Origin of the sequence: Parasediminibacterium schistidii, assembly GCF_046546515.1 — a bacterium.
In the GTDB taxonomy this organism is placed as follows: Bacteria; Bacteroidota; Bacteroidia; order Chitinophagales; family Chitinophagaceae; genus Parasediminibacterium.
On the sequence record NZ_JBKHKJ010000015.1, the window covers coordinates 23,647 to 41,489 of the forward strand.

Consider the following 17,843-nt stretch of genomic DNA (forward strand, 5'->3'; position numbering starts at 1 on the left):
AAGGGGAATTTTAATTTTAATTCAATGATTTGATTCAACACGCGTTCCCTTCCCCCTTTAGGGGATGGGGGCTACGCTTGCGCCATCATTTTCTTGCCTTTCTCAATAGCATCTTCCAACGTACCTACCAAGTTAAAAGCCGCTTCTGGGTATTCGTCAACCTCGCCATCTAATATTGCATTGAATGAACGGATGGTATCTTCAATACTTACAAATACGCCTTTCAAACCAGTGAACTGCTCAGCTACGTGGAAAGGCTGGCTTAGGAAACGTTGTACCTTCCTTGCACGAGATACAGTTGTTTTATCTTCATCGCTCAACTCGTCCATACCTAGGATAGCGATGATATCTTGCAATTCCTTATAACGTTGTAAAATCAATTTTACACGGTTGGCCGTGTCGTAGTGTTCGTTGCCAACGATAGCAGCAGTAAGGATACGTGAAGTAGAATCCAAAGGATCCACAGCAGGATAGATACCCAAATCTGCAATTTTACGGCTTAGTACCGTAGTTGCATCCAAGTGGGCAAATGTTGTAGCCGGAGCCGGATCGGTCAAGTCATCCGCGGGTACATATACCGCTTGTACAGAGGTAATAGAACCGTTTTTGGTAGAAGTGATACGCTCTTGCATCAGACCCATTTCAGTAGCCAATGTTGGTTGGTAACCCACCGCAGATGGCATACGACCTAGCAAAGCCGATACCTCAGAACCTGCCTGTGTGAAACGGAAGATATTATCAACGAAGAAAAGGATATCCTTTCCTTTGCCTGTGCCATCACCATCACGGAAATATTCAGCAACCGTTAAACCACTTAGGGCAACCCTTGCACGGGCACCTGGCGGTTCGTTCATTTGTCCGAATACGAAAGTAGCCTTGCTTTCTTTCAATCCTTCCAAATCTACTTTGCTCAAATCCCATCCGCCTTCTTCCATGCTATGTTTAAAATTGTCACCATAGTTCATGATGCCAGCTTCAATCATTTCACGCAATAGGTCATTTCCTTCACGGGTACGTTCGCCCACGCCTGCAAATACAGACAAGCCACCGTAACCTTTAGCGATATTGTTAATCAATTCTTGGATCAATACAGTTTTACCTACACCCGCACCACCAAACAAACCGATTTTACCACCTTTTGCATAAGGCTCAATCAGGTCAATTACTTTGATACCGGTAAATAGTATTTCAGTAGCAGTGCTCAAATCCTCAAACTTTGGTGGTTTGTTGTGGATAGGGCGGCCACCTACTTTGCTCAATTGTGGTAAACCATCAATGGCATCGCCTGTAACGTTGAACAAACGGCCGTTGATGCCTTCACCTACTGGCATAGCAATAGGGATACCTGTATCTACTACTGCCATCCCACGCACAAGACCTTCGGTACCTTCCATCGCAATGGTACGCACACTGTCTTCACCAAGGTGTTGTTGTACTTCCAAAATTAGTTTATCGCCATTGTCTTTGGTTATTTCCAAAGCGTTGTAAATATCTGGCAATACATTGTCATTGGGGAAGTGTACGTCCACTACTGCGCCAATGATTTGTTTGATCTTACCTACAGAAGCCATAATACAGTAAGTGTTTTAAAATTTATGAAGATAAAAAGTGAATTATTACAAGCTTTTGTTAATGTGCTTCCACAATTCGGCTGCAAAAGTAAGGGTATGCTGTTAATAAGCAAATTGAAAAATAAAAAAAAGGATGGAAAGGAAAGGGAAAGGGACGTAAGACAAAGGGGGGAGGGAGGCAAGGAGGCATTAGGTAAAGGGGCAGGGAGGGGTAGATTGCAACTTTTGAGTAAAACAGTATAGTACGGGATAGTTGAGCAAAAAACACTGTTAATTTTACGCTGTGCTATTATGAATATTAACGGTTGCCACTAATAGAAAGTTTTCTTGGAGGTATGCTTGCCAGCCAATTTAAAAGATTTGGTTTTGCAAGATTTGCCAGTTCAAGTTGTAGTTTTGATGGGTAGAGATTTTTTAATAATTATGGAACATCAGCATACCAATCATTTAATAAACGAAACAAGCCCTTATTTGCTGCAACATGCCCACAACCCGGTGGAATGGTACCCTTGGGGCGAGGAGGCGCTGCGCAAAGCTAAAACTGAAGGAAAGCCTATTTTGGTAAGCATTGGCTATGCTGCTTGCCATTGGTGCCATGTGATGGAGCGGGAAAGCTTTGAAGACGAGCGCACCGCTGAGATAATGAACAAGTACTTCGTCAACATAAAAATAGACAGGGAAGAGCGGCCTGACCTAGACCATATATACATGGACTCAGTGCAGGCAATGTCTGGCAGTGGGGGGTGGCCATTGAATGTTTTTTTAACCCCAGATAAGAAACCTTTTTTTGGCGGCACCTATTTCCCGCCAGTAAGGGCTTATAATAGGAGCAGCTGGAAAGAGGTGCTGATGAACATACAGCAATTGTTTGCTGAAAAAAGAGACGAGGTAGAGGAGCAAGCAGAAAAGCTTACCGGGCATTTGCTAGATGCAAATGGTTTTGGCTTATCGGCACCATCGGAAGTAAAAGATGTGTTTTTTTCGCAAGAAAACCTGCAATTGATTGCAGGAAACCTTTTGAAACAAGCAGACACAGTAAAAGGCGGTTTTGGCAAAGCTCCAAAGTTCCCCCAGACATTTACTATACAATATTTACTAAGGCACTATCATTTTACAAAAGATGAGAATGCTTTGAAACAGGCTCTGCTGAGCTTGGACAAAATGATTTGTGGGGGTATATACGACCAGCTAGGCGGTGGATTTGCACGGTATAGCACAGACAATGAATGGCTTGCCCCCCATTTCGAGAAAATGCTGTACGACAATGCTTTGCTGATAAACGTATTGGCAGAAGCGTATCAAATAACAGAAAGCCTAGTGTACGCAAATGCCATAAGGCAAACACTAGGTTTTATAGAAAGGGAGATGCAAAGCCAAGATGGGGGCTTTTATAGTGCCTTGGATGCTGACAGCGAAGGGGTGGAAGGGAAGTTTTATGTTTGGGGCAAAGAGGAGGTTGAAAAAATACTTGGAAAAGAGGAAAGCAAGGTTTTTTGTGCTTATTACGATGTTACAGAAAGCGGGAATTGGGAAAATAGCAACATATTGTGGGTGCAAAAAAACGCCAAGGACTTTGCAGCAGAAAATGGCATTGAAGAAGAAAGGCTGCATTTTTTGTTAAAAAATGCCTCAGCATTGCTGCTAATGCAGCGAAACAAGCGGGTAAGGCCACAATTGGATGACAAAATACTGCTAGGCTGGAATGCTTTGATGATAACTGCCTATTGCAAAGCATATGCAGCACTTGGGGAAATACAGTATAAGGAGAAGGCCGTGAGGGCGATTGCATTTGTAGAGGAAAAGTTAAAAAATACAGATGGCAGTTATTGGCATACTTACAAAGCGGGCAAAGCAAAAATCAATGCATTCCTAGATGACTATGCATATTTGATACAAGCATATATTCATTTGCAGGAAATAAGCGGCAACTCCCTATATTTGGAACATGCAAGGGAATTAACGCAGTTTGTAACGCTTTATTTCAGCGAGGAAGGCACTGGCTATTTTTACTATACCCATCTTCATCAGGAAGATGTGATAGTAAGGAAAAAAGAAGTTTATGATGGTGCTGTGCCGTCTGGCAATGCAATAATGGCTGGCAACCTGCATTACTTATCAATTATTTTCGACGAAAATAGCTGGGGAGAAAGGTCATTGCAAATGATACACTCATTAGAAACGGCCATTGTACGCTACCCTACATCGTTTGGTATTTGGGCTTGTGCAATGCAAAACATTGGCAATGGCACAAAGGAAATTGTATTAACAGGGCATCAAATCTTAAAAGATTTGCCAAAAATGTTAAAAAAGTACATTCCTAATAAAATATTACAAACGGCAAATAAAGAAATGGGAAATTATCCTTTACTTGCGTGCAAAATGGTTGTTGCCGATAGCACGTTCTATCTTTGCGAAAACTATTCATGCTCAAGAGAAGTACACGATATTGATGTTTTTTTAGGGTTTTTATAGGAAAAAAATAAGTATCACATTGTAAAATGTATTATTTTGCACGAAGAGATTGAAATGTGTAAAATATAAATGATTGATGATTTGTTTATAAAAAAGTTTAAGTGGGCTTAAATGCTTTGTTCTTTATTAGGAAGATTAATAATTTTAAACTTGATTTAAATTTCGGGGTAAACTATATATTTGCGATACTTAGTAATTATTTTTTATGATTAAAAATTATTTGTTTTTTATTACTATAACTACTGTACTTGCTTTTGGCTTTGCGGGTTGTAAGGGTAAAAGTGGCTCATCTAAAAAAGGCGGGGTGATAGATGATGGCCAAGTGCATGGCATTGCACCTAGCGCAAAGATGAGCATGACTATGCCTTTGGGCATGGTGTATGTGCCGCCTGGGACTTTTCACATGGGGCCAAGCGATGAAGATATTAATTATACCTTCACTTCAAGGAACAGGGAGGTGTCTATACCAGGTTTTTGGATGGATGCAACAGAATTGACTAATAACAAATACCGCCAGTTTGTTAATTGGGTTAGGGATTCTTGCGTTGCCGTAATGCTAGGTGCGCCATATTATGATACATCTGTTCATTGGAACCAAATAAAAAATATAAAATACGAAGACCCTAAATTCAGGGATCAGTTGGCAGGTGCTGGTTACTTCATTAAAGTAGATGCACAAAGCACAAAGCCTTTTTTCAACCCTGAAAAATTGATTTATTTTTATTCTCAGATGAAGCCAGAGGCTGCCTATGCTGAAAATAGGGAGGCTTTCAAGAAAAACCCATTATCATTTGTAGATCCTCATAAAGTGGCTATTTACCCAGACACTACAGTGTGGATGAATTCTTTTGCTTACTCCTACAATGAGCCAATGACTAAGCGTTATTTTGCTCACCCTTCTTTTGGCAATTATCCTGTTGTTGGGGTGAACTGGAAACAGGCTGTTGCGTTTTGTAATTGGAGGACTAAGTATTTGAATACTTATCTCGAAAAAAAGAAAATGGCTGTTGAAAGTGATTTCAGGTTGCCAAGTGAAGCAGAGTGGGAATACGCAGCACGTGGTGGTAGGTCAAATTCTATGTATCCTTGGGGTAATTATTATTTAAGAAACAAAAAAGGATGTTTACTTGCAAACTTTAAACCAGGACGGGGTAACTATGCAGAAGATGGTGGTTTTTACACAGTACGGGTAGATGCCTATTGGCCTAATGGGTTTGGCTTGTTTAATATGGCTGGAAATGTTGCTGAATGGACCGGATCTTATTTTAATGAAAGTTCTTACAACTTTATGCACGATATGAGCCCTGATGTGCGCTATGATGCAAAAGATTCTGATCCGCCACGAATGAAAAGAAAAGTGGTAAGGGGTGGTAGCTGGAAAGATGTAGGGTTTTATTTGCAAACAAGTACTAGAAGCTATGAATATCAAGATACAGCAAAATCGTACATAGGTTTCCGTTGCGTTATTGATTTAGTGCCAAGGGGCAGATAATTTCATTTCTATTTTTAAGTATTTATCGTTTATAAAAACAAACAATTTAAACAAACAACAAAAATTAAGTATCATGTCAGCAGGAATTTCTCCATTGGGTAACAGGCTTTTAAATGTTTTCGTATGTGTGGGTGCAGCAATCGTAATTATTGGTGCCCTTTTCAAAATTCAGCACTATGAAGGTTCTGATATCATTTTGCCAATTGGCTTAGGTACAGAAGCTTTAATATTTCTAGTTTACGCTATCTTACCGCCACCCGATGCTGGACATGCAGTTGCACCAGTTGAACAAGTTAAAGGCAACCCTGCTTTAAAAACAATGGAGAAAATGCTTTCTGAAGCAGACATCACTCCAACTAATCTTTCCAAATTGAGCGATGGCTTTAAAAAATTAGGTACTACTGTAAGTAATATGGGCGAAATCAGCGATGTTGTAAAATCAACTGGCGACTTTAGTGCAAAAACTAAATTGGCTGCTGACTCCTTAGGTGCAATTTCTGGTGCTGCAAATACTGCAACTGCTTCTTTGTCTTCTTTTAATGGTGCTGCTGAAAGTACCAAGCAATTCCACGGTCAAATACAAACCTTGACTAAAAATCTTGCTTCTGTAAATACTATATATGAATTAGAACTGCAAGAAAGCAACAATCACTTGAAAGCAATCAATCAATTCTATGGAAAATTAGAGCAAGTGGCTGCCGCAATGCAAAGCAGTGCTGTAGATGCTGTAAAAGCAAAAGAACAAATTTCGGCTTTGGCTAATAACTTGAGTAAATTGAACCAAGTGTATGGCAACATGCTTACGGCTATGCAAGGGCGCTAGTCTTAAATTCATAATTTGAACGATTAAAGGAAACAAAAATTAATAAATAATTAAGTATGTCATTACCTAAAGAACCTAGGCAAAAGATGATAAACGTGATGTATTTGGTGCTAACTGCATTGTTAGCATTGAATGTATCTGCCGAAATCTTGAATGCATTTAAAACGGTAAATAATAGTTTGTTAACTTCTAATGGAATAACGGACAAAAAAAATCAAACGCTTTTCACATCTTTTGAAGAGATGTTGAAAGATCCTAGAACAAAGGATTCAGCAGCAGTATGGGCACCAAAAGCGTTGAAGGCAAAAGAGTTAGCAGAAGGTCTTTCAACTTACTTAGATGGAATAAAGGCTGAATTGATAAAAAAGTCTAAGCCTAAAGTTGTTGATGGCAAAAATGTTTATAGCTATGATAATTTGGATGCAGCAACTAAATATTTTGTTGAAGGTCCGGAAGCAAAAAAACGTGGTGAAGAATTATTGCAAAAGTTGACTGAGTATAAGGAACAATTACTTGCAATAGATCCAGTAATTAGGGCAGAAGTAGAAGCTAATCTTCCATTAGATTTGACTATACCAGAAACTAGCAGCAAAGTAAAAGGAGATTGGGCATACAGTTATTTCCATATGACACCTACTGTAGCGGCTGTAACTATTTTGAGTAAATTTCAAAATGACGTAAAGAATAGTGAAGCTGAAGTTGTAGAGGCATGCCATAAAAAAATTGGGGCAGTTAAAATTGTATTTGACAAATTCCAAGCTATAGCTAGTCAAAGTTCTGAATATTTAATGCCAGATCAAGAGTTGACAATTACTGGTGGCGTTGGGGCTTTCAGTAGTGCTGCAAAGCCTATTGTTTCCATTGATGGTTCTAGTATTGCTCTAAACGCAGACGGGGTTGCGGAATATAAAACTAAAGTTGGAGGTCCAGGTTCTTACTCAAAAAATGTTACTATCAATTTTCTAAAACCAAACGGTGAAAAAGGTACTTTGACTAAAGAGATAAAGTACACTGTGGGTTCACCAACTGGTGCTAGTGTAAGTGCAGATGCCACTAAGGTTTTTTATGTAGGATTGAAAAATCCAATTACGGTGTCTGGTGGTACTGCGGGAGCTGAAAAAACACATGTTTCTATCAGTAATGGCTCTATTGCTCCTGGTGATGGTGCGGGTAAATATGACGTTACCGTTACCAGTGGTACAGAAGCTATTGTTACTGTTAATGTTGATGGCGGTGCAAGTACACCTTTTAAATTTAGGGTAAAACAAATTCCTGATCCTGTTGCTATGATTGGGTCCAGTAAAGGTGGTAAAATGGCTGCAAATGAATTTAAGGCTCAGCTGGGTGTTAGGGCTGAATTAGAAAATTTTATATTTGAAGGTGTTAAATATAAGGTTGTTAATTATCAAGTGATTGCCACTGGCAAAGGGTTTAGTGAAAATCCTGGTATTGCACAGAATAATGGTGCCGAGTTTGGTTCTGAAGCAAGAGGTGTAATTGATAGATGTGTAAAGGGTACGGCTGTGTTTATTGACAATATTAAGGCTGTAGGACCCGATGGGCGTACTAGGTCTTTGCCTACAATTGCATTTAATTTAAATTAATAGTATGAAGAAGTTTCTTTTAGTATTGTCTTTGGTATGGTTATCTTCTGTAAGCTTTAATAATATGTTATATGCACAGAAGGGCAAAAAAAAGCCTGTTAGGGCTGCTGCGGCTACCCGTAGTTCAAAAAAGCCTAAAAAAGGTGTTACAAGTAATTCCCAAGATAGTCAACCCAAAGCACCTGAAACTAGTAATACTGGTTCTAATATACCACTTGAAATTGCTTCTAATAAAGGCTCTGGTGGGGGTATAAATGATTCAGCAAAAGTTTCTTTGCGTAATGATAATGCAATAGAACGCAATTTGGTAAAGGATAGGGCTCCTTTAACCTACAAAAAAATTAGGGAAGATGATGCAGTTTACAAGCAAAGGATTTGGAGGGAAATAGACACAAGGGAAAAAATTAATCTCCCATTCAGATATTCCCTAATAGAGAATAATGGTAGTCAAAGGTTTATTTCTATCCTTATTAATGCCATTAAATCTGGTGTTGTTGCTTTTGATGCAAATTTTGATGATAGGTTCACCACCCCTTTAACTACAGAGCAAGCTTTGGCTAAGTTTTCTGGCGGTCAAAAAGCTGATACTATTGATATAAAGGATATGGAGGGCAATGTTATTAAACGTAAAGTTGTAAACAAAGAACCTGATTTAGACTCTATTTATAAATATGTAATAAAAGAAGAGGTTGTGTTTGATAAAGAATCTTCTAGGCTATTTACTAGAATTTTGGGTATTGCCCCGATGATGCCACTAACAACTTCTGAAGGTACTTCTTTAGGGCAAATGGTTAAATTATTTTGGTTATATTACCCTGATTTAAGGGAAACATTAGCTAAATATGAAGTTTACAATCCAAAAAACTTTGGGGCAAGGATGAGTTGGGAAGACTTATTTGAACAAAGGATGTTTGGTAGTTATATAACAAAAACAACTATGGACAATCCATTCGACCAAAGTTTGAAAGAAAAATATGGCAAAAATTCTTTGTTTGTATTGCTGGAAGGCGAAGCAATAAAGGAAAAGATTTTTAATTACGAGCAAGATTTGTGGTCTTATTAACTTATATAAGTATCTTTCCTAAACAAAAAGATACTTATTTTTTTTAATTATTATTTTTATTGCTTATCATTTTTGTATCTAATTTCTTGAAAATTAATTAAAGTAAATCATGGCTGAGATTAAAGCAACAGGAGTAAAGCCTACTTCATCCACACAAGTTAAAAAAAGTAGTAACATTATCGCATCAATTGCGCCACTGGTTTGTATTTTAATGGGTTATATTATTTGGCGTTTTGTTATTGGTAGTGCTAGTAATTTCACCAAGCCCGATCCAAGTGGTGGTTTTTGGCCTAACCATGAAGGGCCTATCGGAAGTTTTTCTAAAATGTACCTAGGTGGTATCATTGTTCCTATTTTGATTGGTTGTTTCCTTACTGTTTTAACCTTTGTTATTGAAAGGTTATTGACAGTTATTAAGGCTGCTGGGACAGGCAATATTGCCGAGTTTATACGCAAAGTGCAGTTCCATTTAGCCAACAAAGAAATTGACAAAGCAATAGCTGAGTGCGACAAGCAAAAAGGTGCAGTAGGCAACGTCATGAAAGGGGGCTTGCATAAATACAAGGACATGATTAGCAACACTGAATTAACTACGGAGCAAAAAGTATTAAATATCCAAAAAGAAGTAGAAGAAGCTACTGCACTGGAATTGCCTATGCTTGAAAAGAATTTGGTGTTCTTGTCCACAATTGCTTCGGTAGCAACGTTGCTTGGTTTGCTAGGTACAGTGTTAGGTATGATACGTTCATTCTCTGCATTAGGTGATAGTGGTGGGGGTGAGGCTGCTCAAAAGCTATCGCAAGGTATATCCGAAGCTTTATACAACACCGCTTTAGGTATCGGTACCTCTGCAATAGCCATTATTACTTATAATGTATTTACTACTCGTATCGATGCAATTACCTATGGTATAGATGAATCTGGTTTTACACTTACACAAAGTTTTGCAGCTAATTATAAATAAGTGTAAATTATTTATGGAATTTTGTACTACTTGAATCTTAAGGATAGGTACAAAAAAAAATGATTCTTCGTATTTTGTGCAAGGGTTTAATCGTCAGAATTAATAAAATCATTTTAATCATTGGTATAAATAAAGTTGAGAAAATGTCTAGACCTAAATTACCAAGAAAAAGTACTTCAATTGATATGACGGCAATGTGCGATGTCGCTTTTCTTTTGTTAAGTTTTTTCATTTTAACAACAAAGTTTAAGCCTTCTGAAGCTATTACTGTTGTTACGCCTAGTTCTGTTGCATCTAAAGTAGCACCAGACAAAGATTTGGTTTTAATAACTATAGATAAAGATGGGAAAGTTTTTCTTTCAATGGATGATGAATCTAAGAAAGAATATATTGCTACAACTTTGAATACAACCAAGAACCTCAATTTGGATGTGAAGAAGTTTGCAAAAGCCAATTTTTATGGCGCTCCTTTTACACAGATGAGTTCTTTTTTAGCAATTCCAGAGGAGGGTCGTAAAGGGAATCTACTGCCAGGCATACCATGTAAAGATAGCATTAATAATGAATTGACTGAATGGTTGCGTATTGTTAATGATGCTTACAGAGGTCAAAAAATGAATTTGTTATTAAAAGGTGACAATATGTCGAAATACCCAGCATTTCAAAATGTGCTTGTTGCTTTTAAGAAAAATGATTTTTTAAAATTCCAAATGGTTACTAATCCTGAAAGTGTACCATTGGGAACTGATTTGGCAAAGTTGAACGAATTTGCTAAAACTGGTCAGTCTTCAAAAGAAGAGTAATCTTTTAGCTATTTGATCTTAGTAAAATATTTTTTCAGCATAACCTAAATTTTTTGTTATGGCAGAGATGGATACCTCGGGTGGTGGCCATAAAAAAGGCCCAGGAGTAAAAAAAAGTAAAAAGCTCTCTACTAGGATAGATTTGACACCGATGGTTGATTTGGGCTTTCTCCTAATAACTTTTTTTATCTTTACTACAACTATGAGCCAGCCTACGGCTTTCAAGTTGAATTTGCCTAAAGATACAGACAAGCCTCAAGATGAAACAAAAATTAAAGAGACTGGTGCCTTAACTATTTTGTTAGGAAAAGATAATCATGTTTTTTATTATGAAAGCACATTGGATCCTGCAGGAAAGAATTTTCTTTCATCATCATTCAAAGACATACGCAATGTAATAATTGCAAAAAAAAGAAGTACTCCGGATAAAGATTTTTTCGTTGTAATAAAGCCTAATGAGGAATGTACTTACAGGAATGTCATTGATTTACTAGATGAGATGGCAATTAATGTTGTAAAAAGGTACGCCCTTGTTGATATTTCTGTTGGTGAAAATCAATTAGTAAAAGCTACGGAAGCTGCTAGTAAATAAGTTAATTTTTTTGAATTTTATACCTCTGGAATTTAAGTTTTATTGTATTTAAGCAGTTTGTAAAATGGAAGTTAATAAAATATTATCAGCTGATATACTTGATATTATCTTTGATGGTAAGAACAAGGAATATGGTGCTTATGAACTGAGAAAGTCATACAATAAGCGTATAACATATGCAATGCTAACTACAATTGCTATTATATTGCTTATTTTTATAGGGTCTATTTTGGCTAGTTCTTTCAAGAAAAACACCAAAAATGAAATTATTGTTCAAGATGTTTCATTAGAGGATGTAAAGAAAGATGAAAAAAAACCAGAGCCACCACCACCGCCGCCACCCCCTAAGCAAGAGCCACCGAAGGTTGAAATTACGAAGTTTACACCACCTAAGATAGTAAAGGATGAAGAGGTTAAAGAACCACCTCCAGAGGTAGCTAAAATGGAAGATACCAAAATTGGTACTATTAACCAAGAAGGTGCAAAAGACGAAGGTGTTGTAGCCCCACCTGTTGAAAGCAAAGGAACTGGTGTCGTAGAAGCTCCTAAACAGGAAGAGGATTATGATAAAGTATTTACTTCTGTTCAAATTGTTGCAGAATTTCCTGGTGGGCAGGCAGCTTGGGTAAAGTACTTACAGAAGAATTTAAACAACAATCTTCCAGCAGATAATTCTGCACCTCCGGGAAAATATACTGTTGTGGTATCATTTATTGTTGACAAGAATGGTAATATAAGTGACGTAGTAGCAGAAAATGACCCTAAATATGGCACTGCTGAAGAAGCTGTAAGAGTTATTAAAAAAGGTCCAGCCTGGAAACCAGCTGTTCAAAACGGTAGGAATGTTACTTACCGTGCAAGACAGGCAATTACTTTTATGGTTGCTGATGAATAAATAAGCTTATAAAATTCTATAGCAAAAGAGCTTTCTCTAAGGAGAAGGCTCTTTTATTTTTAAATTACTTATAATGCAGGATAAGTTAGGTGGGTGGGAGGATACAATTGTAGCACTTGCTACGCCACAGGGTATAGGAGCCATTGGCGTAATACGCATAAGTGGGACAAAGGCAATTTCAATTGTAAATGCAATGTTCCTGTCAAAAGAATTGGGCAACCAGCCTTCGCACACTTTGCATGTGGGGTTGCTAAGGAATGGGAAAGATGTGCTAGACGAGGTGGTAATTGGAATATTCAAGAATCCATCTTCATACACAGGAGAAGATATTATTGAAATTAGCTGCCATGGGTCACCTTTTGTTCAAAGAAAAGTATTAGATGCTTTGGTTCAAAACGGCTGTCGGCTGGCAAAACCTGGTGAATTTACACAAAGAGCTTTTTTGAATGGAAAACTAGATTTGACGCAGGCCGAAGCTGTAGCTGACCTTATTGCAAGCAATACAGATGCAAGTAGGGATACGGCTATAAAAAGCATGAGAGGAGGTTTTTCTAAAACCTTGAGTGGGTTGCGGGAAAAGTTAATTCGCTTTTCTGCTATGATAGAGTTGGAACTTGATTTTGCCCAAGAAGATGTAGAATTTGCTGACAGGTTACAATTGCAAGAATTAATTGCTACACTTTTATTTAGTACTAACCAATTACTAGAATCTTTCCATTTTGGTAATGCAATTAAAAATGGGGTACAAGTAGCTATTATTGGCAAGCCCAATGCTGGTAAGTCAACTTTGCTAAATACACTTTTAAACGAGGATAGGGCTATTGTAAGTGCTATTGCAGGAACTACAAGGGATACTATAGAAGAAGTGCTAAATATTGAAGGCATTTTGTTCAGGCTAATTGACACGGCAGGCATTAGGGCGCACCAGGCAGACGTTGTTGAAAATTTGGGAATAGATAAAAGCTATGAAAAAATGCGCATGGCCGATTTGGTGTTATACCTGTTTGACGTTAATGAAACAAGCACCGCAGAACTAACAACAGTGTGTCAAGACTTTGAGAAACAAAAAATAAAGTATGTACTGGTTGCCAATAAACACGACCAGCAAACTGAAGGTACTGCAAATCAATTTGCAAATTTCAAAGACCTGATTTTTATTTCAGCAAAGCAAAATGCCAATATAGATTTGGTAAAACATACACTGCTTAGCTTGGCTATTGGCGGAAAATTAAACACAGAATCGACAATTGTAACAAATGCTAGGCATTATGAAGCTCTTAAAAAATTGAGCAATGCTTTAGCAGATGTGCAGCAAGCCATGGACAATAACTTGCCCGGCGATTTGCTAGCGCTGGACATAAGGCAATGCCTCCACTACCTGGGACTTATAACAGGTGAAGTAACGAATGAAGATCAATTAGATTTTATTTTTACCAAATTCTGTATAGGAAAGTAACCCCAAAAAAAATGATTTTACAAATATTGCTCTATAGCCGTGTCATATTTTTCACCCCATTCTTGGATATTTCCCCAGTTTTCGCCATTTACACTTACAGTGCCTACTGTTACAGTACCTAGTTCAATAAACGGCAAGCCGGATCCAGCCAAAACTGTCTTCAACTTATCTTTTTGTGCTTCACTAGTGCTTACTACCACCCTTCCTTGTGCTTCGCCTAGCCAAAAAGCATCCTGCCTTATTTCGGAAGTAGATTGTACATCAAAGCCCAATCCTTTGTGGAAACCACTTTCCAGCAAGTTTACAATCAAGCCCCCTTCGCTGATGTCGTGGGCAGATTCTATCAAACCTTGCTGGCTGATGCTAGCAACAAACTGCTGCATGATAAACTCTTCTTCCAAGTCAAAATACGGGGCAGGGGAATATTCAATCCCTTTTATTTTATGCAGGTATTCGGAGGAAGCAATATCATTGGCTTGTTTGCCTATCAGTATAATAACAGCCCCTGCATTTTTAAAATACATGGTCATTTTTTGCTCGGGATTATCCAACACCCCTACCATGCCAATGGTGGGTGTTGGGTAAACTGGCCCATCCGGGTTCTGGTTATAGAAGCTAACATTGCCGCCTGTTACAGGGGTGTTGAATTTTCTGCACGCATCACCCATGCCCGTTATTGCTTTTACAAATTGGTAATAAACCTCGGGGTCGTAAGGGTTGCCAAAGTTCAGGCAGTTGGTTACGCCCAAGGGCTCGCCGCCACTGCACACGATATTGCGGGCAGCTTCTGCCACGGCTATCATGCCCCCAACGTATGGGTTAGCGTAAACATAACGGCTGTTGCAGTCAACCGTCATGGCCAATGCTTTCCCTGTGCCTTTCGCCAGCACAATAGAGGCATCGCTTGGGTCGTTGGTACTCATATTTGCCGCACCCACCATGCTGTCATACTGGGTATATATCCATCTTTTCGATGCAATGTTGGGTATCTGTATTACCTGACCTACCACTGCCTTCAATTCCTCTTTGCTGGCAATATCTGGTATGTTATCTTGGTTAAAAGCGGCTATTTGCTCAAAATATTTTGGTTCATGGTAGTTCCTTGAATATTGAGGCGCACCGCCGCCCAATACCAATTCTTCCGCTGGCAGCATGGCTTCTAATACGCCATGCCTGTAAAATTGCAACATCCCATCGGTAGTTACTTCGCCAATATTGCTGGCACTCAAGTCCCATTTTTCAAATATGCTCAGCACGGCTGCCTCTTTTCCTTTTTCCACCACCATTAACATCCGCTCTTGGCTTTCGCTTAGTAGCAGTTCCCATGCTTTCATGTCCTGCTGGCGGGTAGGCACTTTGTCTAGGTCTATCCTCATGCCCACGCCACCCTTTGCGCTCATTTCGGCCGTGCTGCAAATAATACCAGCCGCCCCCATATCCTGCATACCCACTACGCCGTCTGTTTGTAATAGTTCCAGGCAGGCTTCCAGCAGTTTCTTTTCTTGGAAAGGATCTCCCACCTGCACGGCGGGCAGCTCCTGCACACTGTCTTTGGTAATGTCGGCACTGGCAAAGCTTGCCCCGCCTATGCCATCCTTGCCTGTGGCACTGCCTACAAAGAATACAGGGTTGCCTTCGCCAAGGGCAATGGCACTTACAGTTTTCCCTTTTTCTACAATACCCACGCTCATGGCGTTTACCAATGGGTTGGTATGGTAGCATTCTTCAAAATACACTTCGCCGCCAACCGTAGGCACGCCAAAGCAGTTGCCATAATGGCCAATGCCATGCACCACCCCGCTTAGCAAATGTTGCGTTTTTTTGTCTTTCAAATTGCCAAAACGCAGGCTATTCAGCGAAGCGATAGGCCTTGCACCCATGGTAAAAATATCCCTTTGTATGCCCCCCACGCCAGTGGCTGCACCTTGGAAAGGCTCTAAGGCACTAGGGTGGTTATGGCTTTCAATCTTAAACACTACGCCAAAGCCGTTGCCAATATCCATCAACCCAGCATTTTCCTCGCCTGCGGCTACCAGCATTTTGCCGCCATCCCGTGGAAGGGTCTTAAGCCACTTGATAGAGTTTTTGTAGCTGCAATGCTCGCTCCACATAGCACTGAAACAACACAGCTCTGTAAAATTTGGGGTACGACCCATTCTTTCCTTTATCACTTCAAATTCCTCGGCCGTAAGGCGGAGCTGCTGGGCGGTTTGTACGGTTATTTCCATTGTTCTTGAGGTAATGATGATGCACAATGTATAAAGCTGTGTGCCTTAATCTCTATTACTTGTAACAGTTGCCGCAAATGTAAGCCATTGAACTATAAAGGTTTTAACGAGAGGCAAGGTTGCAGAAAAATTAGTTTTTGATTGAGGGATTGCAAAAAAGTTGTATTTGCATTTATATAATAAAAGAAAAGCAGAAACTATTTAAATTCTTGCCAAGCTACTTTCTGAAATTATATGATGGAAACATATGCTTAAAACTAAAAGAAAATGCATGCTTCTTGCCCCCATACCTATTCTCCCTCTACCATCTCTTTCAAAACCGCATCTTTTTCCAATGGCAGTTCTTTGTCTATTTTAAATTGCAAGTAATGCACCCGCTTGCTTTTGGCAATGTCTAGGCTTTCGTAATAAGTCTTTATTTGCAGCTCTGGGCTTATATTGGCTTCGTGGTAGGCATCGCAATAATCTACCAATAAGGGCAATTCGTACAAATCAATTACCTTTTTTGTAAACTCGTACAAATCTGGACTATCCGTTTTCAGGTGTATCAATGCGCCCTGCTCTGTAAGTTGCTGGTACAGCCTAAGGAATTTTGGGTGGGTAAGCCTTTTCTTGGCTTTTGACAAACGGAGCTGGGGGTCTGGGAAAGTAATCCATATCTCGCTTACTTCATTCTTTCCGAAGAAAGCAGGCAGATTGTCAATAGGTATCCTTAAAAAAGCCACGTTACTCAACCCTTCTTCCAAAGCCGTTAATGCCCCCCTCCATATACGGTTGCCCTTTATGTCTACCCCAATAAAATTTCGGTTTGCGTGCATCCTACCTAGGCCCACGGCATATTCGCCTTTGCCGCAGGCAAGTTCCAAGGTAATGGGGTTGTTGTTTTTAAAATAAGTATGCCATTGCCCCTGCATCCCTTCTGGGTTTTCCAATACATTCCCAAAACCTTTTATTGCCTCAAACCGAACGAGTTTCTTATGTCCCATAATAGGGGCAAAGATAGGTGTAAGTCATAAGTGATCAGTGGTGAGTAATCAGTGGTGAGTGGTCAGTAGGTAGGTACATAACTTATTTTGCAACAATTCGTAAATGCCATAGCCATGGCATTTTAGTAGAAGATAAAAATTGGTGGAAATATTTAAAATGCAACTGCAAATTTGCTTATGTAGCAACCCAATCTTATTTTTACAATAGTTGCCGTATTTGTATTTACTGCCAACCTTCAAAAGGCTAGCAAACATGGGTCAACTGGAAAAAATATTATGCACTGACTATAAAATAAACGTCTTCAATTATTAGAATCAGTCAAATCATTTAATCATTGGTATAAATCATAATCATGGAATTATTAGGCGTTGGGTCCAGGGTGGTACACCCTTCTTTTGGTGCTGGTGTTGTGGTGCGGATGCACAAAAGGGTGTATGAAGTGTGTTTTATGGAATCGGGCATTAAAATGGTAAGCAAAGACTTTAACATGCAGGTTACTGAACGCCTAGAGCCAGAATACAAAGAAAGCTTTAGCGAAGCAGAAGATGCCTTGATGCGGATACTCCGCCAATGGGGCGACATGACAGAAGTAGTGCCTTTGGGCGATAAATGGGTGGGTGGCGTGCTGGTGCTAAAGCCTGGTTCGGATACTTTAAAGGAAAAAGAAATACCGATAGACGTGTTTTTCCACAAAATAGTGATGCTGCGCGACAGGCTGCGGGTTATGGAACAGCGTATCAACAGCCATGAAAAACTAACGGACGAAGACAAGGTAAACATGCAGCAATACATTACCCGTATTTATGGTTCGCTTACTACATTCAATGTGCTGTTTAAGCACAAGACGGATTATTTTGAAGGGGTGTAAGTCATAAGTTATAAGTGATTAGTCA

15 protein-coding genes are annotated in these 17,843 nt (G+C 39.2%); 12 read left to right on the forward strand and 3 right to left on the reverse strand.

All coding sequences use genetic code 11. The features are described 5' to 3' along the window. Nucleotides 1–71 precede the first annotated feature (71 nt). Nucleotides 72–1,571, reverse strand: coding sequence for a F0F1 ATP synthase subunit beta (atpD, locus tag ACHFIY_RS10140; RefSeq protein ID WP_410845973.1), 1,500 nt, complete (start codon nt 1,569–1,571; stop codon nt 72–74). Nucleotides 1,572–1,595: 24 nt separating this feature from the next. On the opposite strand from atpD, the gene ACHFIY_RS10145 reads away from it, so the two are divergent. From ACHFIY_RS10145 to mnmE, 11 genes are all read left to right on the forward strand, one after another. Further along, nucleotides 1,596–1,814 carry a hypothetical protein gene (locus tag ACHFIY_RS10145; protein ID WP_410845974.1) on the forward strand — a complete coding sequence of 73 codons (219 nt, stop codon included), beginning with the start codon at nt 1,596–1,598 and terminating at the stop codon, nt 1,812–1,814. Nucleotides 1,815–1,994: 180 nt separating this feature from the next. Beyond that, complete coding sequence (locus ACHFIY_RS10150; protein ID WP_410845975.1) at nt 1,995–4,043, forward strand: thioredoxin domain-containing protein; 2,049 nt, start codon at nt 1,995–1,997, stop codon at nt 4,041–4,043. A 205-nt stretch (nt 4,044–4,248) separates the two neighbouring features. Next, a complete protein-coding gene (gene porK / locus ACHFIY_RS10155) occupies nt 4,249–5,535 on the forward strand; it encodes a T9SS ring complex lipoprotein PorK/GldK (RefSeq protein WP_410845976.1) in 1,287 nt (428 codons plus the stop codon). 73 nt (nt 5,536–5,608) lie between these two features. Further along, nucleotides 5,609–6,358: a type IX secretion system motor protein PorL/GldL gene (porL, locus tag ACHFIY_RS10160; protein ID WP_410845977.1), complete on the forward strand. Its 750-nt coding sequence runs from the start codon at nt 5,609–5,611 to the stop codon at nt 6,356–6,358. Between the two features lie 56 nt (nt 6,359–6,414). Beyond that, nucleotides 6,415–7,962, forward strand: coding sequence for a type IX secretion system motor protein PorM/GldM (porM, locus tag ACHFIY_RS10165; RefSeq protein WP_410845978.1), 1,548 nt, complete (start codon nt 6,415–6,417; stop codon nt 7,960–7,962). A gap of 4 nt (nt 7,963–7,966) precedes the next feature. Further along, entirely contained in the window at nt 7,967–9,025 is a 1,059-nt protein-coding gene (porN, locus tag ACHFIY_RS10170) for a type IX secretion system ring subunit PorN/GldN (RefSeq protein ID WP_410845979.1), read from the forward strand. A gap of 109 nt (nt 9,026–9,134) precedes the next feature. Further along, the gene (locus ACHFIY_RS10175) at nt 9,135–9,989 is read left to right on the forward strand and encodes a MotA/TolQ/ExbB proton channel family protein (protein ID WP_410845980.1); all 855 of its coding nucleotides are present in this window, start codon (nt 9,135–9,137) and stop codon (nt 9,987–9,989) included. 59 nt (nt 9,990–10,048) lie between these two features. Next, nucleotides 10,049–10,792, forward strand: coding sequence for an ExbD/TolR family protein (locus ACHFIY_RS10180; protein WP_410845981.1), 744 nt, complete (start codon nt 10,049–10,051; stop codon nt 10,790–10,792). A gap of 58 nt (nt 10,793–10,850) precedes the next feature. Then, nucleotides 10,851–11,384, forward strand: a complete 534-nt coding sequence (locus tag ACHFIY_RS10185) for an ExbD/TolR family protein (protein WP_410845982.1) — start codon at nt 10,851–10,853, stop codon at nt 11,382–11,384. Nucleotides 11,385–11,448: 64 nt separating this feature from the next. Continuing rightward, nucleotides 11,449–12,279, forward strand: a complete 831-nt coding sequence (locus ACHFIY_RS10190) for an energy transducer TonB (RefSeq protein WP_410845983.1) — start codon at nt 11,449–11,451, stop codon at nt 12,277–12,279. Nucleotides 12,280–12,352: 73 nt separating this feature from the next. Next, nucleotides 12,353–13,735 carry a tRNA uridine-5-carboxymethylaminomethyl(34) synthesis GTPase MnmE gene (gene mnmE, locus ACHFIY_RS10195; protein WP_410845984.1) on the forward strand — a complete coding sequence of 461 codons (1,383 nt, stop codon included), beginning with the start codon at nt 12,353–12,355 and terminating at the stop codon, nt 13,733–13,735. A gap of 17 nt (nt 13,736–13,752) precedes the next feature. Here the strand turns inward: mnmE and purL are convergent, their stop codons facing one another. Together purL and trmB are read right to left on the reverse strand one after the other, a co-directional pair. Next, nucleotides 13,753–15,963, reverse strand: coding sequence for a phosphoribosylformylglycinamidine synthase subunit PurL (gene purL / locus ACHFIY_RS10200; RefSeq protein WP_410845985.1), 2,211 nt, complete (start codon nt 15,961–15,963; stop codon nt 13,753–13,755). A gap of 290 nt (nt 15,964–16,253) precedes the next feature. Beyond that, the gene (trmB, locus tag ACHFIY_RS10205; protein ID WP_410845986.1) at nt 16,254–16,949 is read right to left on the reverse strand and encodes a tRNA (guanosine(46)-N7)-methyltransferase TrmB; all 696 of its coding nucleotides are present in this window, start codon (nt 16,947–16,949) and stop codon (nt 16,254–16,256) included. A 353-nt stretch (nt 16,950–17,302) separates the two neighbouring features. Between trmB and ACHFIY_RS10210 the strand changes: the two genes are divergently transcribed. Continuing rightward, nucleotides 17,303–17,818, forward strand: coding sequence for a DUF8685 domain-containing protein (locus ACHFIY_RS10210; protein WP_410845987.1), 516 nt, complete (start codon nt 17,303–17,305; stop codon nt 17,816–17,818). Nucleotides 17,819–17,843 lie beyond the last annotated feature (25 nt).

What these genes read in the sequence shown, in the direction of transcription:
- atpD (WP_410845973.1), bottom strand. Translation starts at nt 1,571, where the DNA reads ATGGCTTCTGTAGGTAAGATCAAACAAATCATTGGCGCAGTAGTGGAC.
- ACHFIY_RS10145 (WP_410845974.1), top strand. Translation starts at nt 1,596, where the DNA reads ATGAAGATAAAAAGTGAATTATTACAAGCTTTTGTTAATGTGCTTCCA.
- ACHFIY_RS10150 (WP_410845975.1), top strand. Translation starts at nt 1,995, where the DNA reads ATGGAACATCAGCATACCAATCATTTAATAAACGAAACAAGCCCTTAT.
- porK (WP_410845976.1), top strand. Translation starts at nt 4,249, where the DNA reads ATGATTAAAAATTATTTGTTTTTTATTACTATAACTACTGTACTTGCT.
- porL (WP_410845977.1), top strand. Translation starts at nt 5,609, where the DNA reads ATGTCAGCAGGAATTTCTCCATTGGGTAACAGGCTTTTAAATGTTTTC.
- porM (WP_410845978.1), top strand. Translation starts at nt 6,415, where the DNA reads ATGTCATTACCTAAAGAACCTAGGCAAAAGATGATAAACGTGATGTAT.
- porN (WP_410845979.1), top strand. Translation starts at nt 7,967, where the DNA reads ATGAAGAAGTTTCTTTTAGTATTGTCTTTGGTATGGTTATCTTCTGTA.
- ACHFIY_RS10175 (WP_410845980.1), top strand. Translation starts at nt 9,135, where the DNA reads ATGGCTGAGATTAAAGCAACAGGAGTAAAGCCTACTTCATCCACACAA.
- ACHFIY_RS10180 (WP_410845981.1), top strand. Translation starts at nt 10,049, where the DNA reads ATGATTCTTCGTATTTTGTGCAAGGGTTTAATCGTCAGAATTAATAAA.
- ACHFIY_RS10185 (WP_410845982.1), top strand. Translation starts at nt 10,851, where the DNA reads ATGGCAGAGATGGATACCTCGGGTGGTGGCCATAAAAAAGGCCCAGGA.
- ACHFIY_RS10190 (WP_410845983.1), top strand. Translation starts at nt 11,449, where the DNA reads ATGGAAGTTAATAAAATATTATCAGCTGATATACTTGATATTATCTTT.
- mnmE (WP_410845984.1), top strand. Translation starts at nt 12,353, where the DNA reads ATGCAGGATAAGTTAGGTGGGTGGGAGGATACAATTGTAGCACTTGCT.
- purL (WP_410845985.1), bottom strand. Translation starts at nt 15,963, where the DNA reads ATGGAAATAACCGTACAAACCGCCCAGCAGCTCCGCCTTACGGCCGAG.
- trmB (WP_410845986.1), bottom strand. Translation starts at nt 16,949, where the DNA reads ATGGGACATAAGAAACTCGTTCGGTTTGAGGCAATAAAAGGTTTTGGG.
- ACHFIY_RS10210 (WP_410845987.1), top strand. Translation starts at nt 17,303, where the DNA reads ATGGAATTATTAGGCGTTGGGTCCAGGGTGGTACACCCTTCTTTTGGT.